This is a genomic window from Parageobacillus thermoglucosidasius (assembly GCF_001295365.1).
Lineage (GTDB): Bacteria > Bacillota > Bacilli > Bacillales > Anoxybacillaceae > Parageobacillus > Parageobacillus thermoglucosidasius.
Genome location: NZ_CP012712.1, coordinates 522,501 through 525,000, shown reverse-complemented (window position 1 = coordinate 525,000; position 2,500 = coordinate 522,501). Strand labels below are relative to the sequence as shown.

General features: G+C 56.4%; 1 rRNA gene (running past one end of the window). It reads left to right on the top strand.

From position 1 onward, the window contains the following. Positions 1 to 2,433 (top strand): 23S ribosomal RNA (locus AOT13_RS02635); it begins 497 nt to the left of the window's first position. Positions 2,434 to 2,500 lie beyond the last annotated feature (67 nt).

Below are 2,500 nucleotides of genomic sequence, written 5' to 3'. Positions count from 1 at the left end.
TGAACCAGTACCGTGAGGGAAAGGTGAAAAGCACCCCGGAAGGGGAGTGAAAGAGAACCTGAAACCGTGTGCCTACAAGTAGTCAGAGCCCGTTGATGGGTGATGGCGTGCCTTTTGTAGAATGAACCGGCGAGTTACGATGACGTGCAAGGTTAAGTCGAAAAGACGGAGCCGCAGCGAAAGCGAGTCTGAACAGGGCGCACAGTACGTCGTCGTAGACCCGAAACCAGGTGATCTACCCATGTCCAGGGTGAAGGTAGGGTAACACCTACTGGAGGCCCGAACCCACGCACGTTGAAAAGTGCGGGGATGAGGTGTGGGTAGGGGTGAAATGCCAATCGAACCTGGAGATAGCTGGTTCTCCCCGAAATAGCTTTAGGGCTAGCCTCAAGGGAAGAGTCTTGGAGGTAGAGCACTGATTGAGCTAGGGGCCCTCATCGGGTTACCGAACTCAGTCAAACTCCGAATGCCAATGACTTATCCTTGGGAGTCAGACTGCGAGTGATAAGATCCGTAGTCGAGAGGGAAACAGCCCAGACCACCAGCTAAGGTCCCAAAGTGTACGTTAAGTGGAAAAGGATGTGGAGTTGCCCAGACAACCAGGATGTTGGCTTAGAAGCAGCCATCATTTAAAGAGTGCGTAATAGCTCACTGGTCGAGTGACTCTGCGCCGAAAATGTACCGGGGCTAAACGTACCACCGAAGCTGTGGGATGACCAACGGTCATCGGTAGGGGAGCGTTCTAAGTGCGCTGAAGCGAGACCGGAAGGACTCGTGGAGCGCTTAGAAGTGAGAATGCCGGTGTGAGTAGCGAAAACAGAGGTGAGAATCCTCTGCACCGAAAGCCTAAGGGTTCCTGAGGAAGGTTCGTCCGCTCAGGGTTAGTCGGGACCTAAGCCGAGGCCGAAAGGCGTAGGTGATGGGCAACAGGTAGAGATTCCTGTACCACCTCCTCACCGTTGGAGCGATGGGGGGACGCAGGAAGGTAGGGCGAGCAGGCTGCTGGAATAGCCTGTCCAAGCGGTTAGGCCGCCAGATAGGCAAATCCGTCTGGCAATAAGGCGGAGCCGTGATGGCGAGGGACCGTTGGTCCCGAAGTCCCCGATCCTACACTGCCAAGAAAAGCCTCTAGCGAGGTGAGAGGTGCCCGTACCGCAAACCGACACAGGTAGGCGAGGAGAGAATCCTAAGGTGCGCGGGAGAACTCTCGTTAAGGAACTCGGCAAAATGACCCCGTAACTTCGGGAGAAGGGGTGCTCTCTTGGGTCCAAAGCCTGAGGGAGCCGCAGTGAAAAGGCCCAAGCGACTGTTTATCAAAAACACAGGTCTCTGCGAAGCCGAAAGGCGAAGTATAGGGGCTGACACCTGCCCGGTGCTGGAAGGTTAAGGGGAGCGCTTAGCGGAAGCGAAGGTGCGAACCGAAGCCCCAGTAAACGGCGGCCGTAACTATAACGGTCCTAAGGTAGCGAAATTCCTTGTCGGGTAAGTTCCGACCCGCACGAAAGGTGTAACGACTTGGGCACTGTCTCAACGAGAGACCCGGTGAAATCATACTACCTGTGAAGATGCAGGTTACCCGCGACAGGACGGAAAGACCCCGTGGAGCTTTACTGCAGCCTGATATGGAATTTTGGTATCGCTTGTACAGGATAGGTGGGAGCCTGGGAAGCCGGAGCGCCAGCTTCGGTGGAGGCGGCGGTGGGATACCACCCTGGCGGTATTGAAATTCTAACCCGCACCCCTTAGCGGGGTGGGAGACAGTGTCAGGTGGGCAGTTTGACTGGGGCGGTCGCCTCCCAAAAGGTAACGGAGGCGCCCAAAGGTTCCCTCAGAATGGTTGGAAATCATTCGGAGAGTGCAAAGGCAGAAGGGAGCTTGACTGCGAGACAGACAGGTCGAGCAGGGACGAAAGTCGGGCTTAGTGATCCGGTGGTTCCGCATGGAAGGGCCATCGCTCAACGGATAAAAGCTACCCCGGGGATAACAGGCTGATCTCCCCCAAGAGTCCACATCGACGGGGAGGTTTGGCACCTCGATGTCGGCTCATCGCATCCTGGGGCTGTAGTCGGTCCCAAGGGTTGGGCTGTTCGCCCATTAAAGCGGTACGCGAGCTGGGTTCAGAACGTCGTGAGACAGTTCGGTCCCTATCCGTCGCGGGCGCAGGAAATTTGAGAGGAGCTGTCCTTAGTACGAGAGGACCGGGATGGACGCACCGCTGGTGTACCAGTTGTCCCGCCAGGGGCACCGCTGGGTAGCTATGTGCGGAAGGGATAAGCGCTGAAAGCATCTAAGCGTGAAGCCCCCCTCAAGATGAGATTTCCCATCGCGTCAAGCGAGTAAGATCCCTCGAAGATGACGAGGTCGATAGGTCCGAGGTGGAAGCGTGGCGACACGTGGAGCTGACGGATACTAATCGATCGAGGGCTTAACCACGAACAACGGAGAATGCCGCCTGGCCAAACGGCTTCTTCCAGACGGACGGTTATCTAGTTTTGAGGGA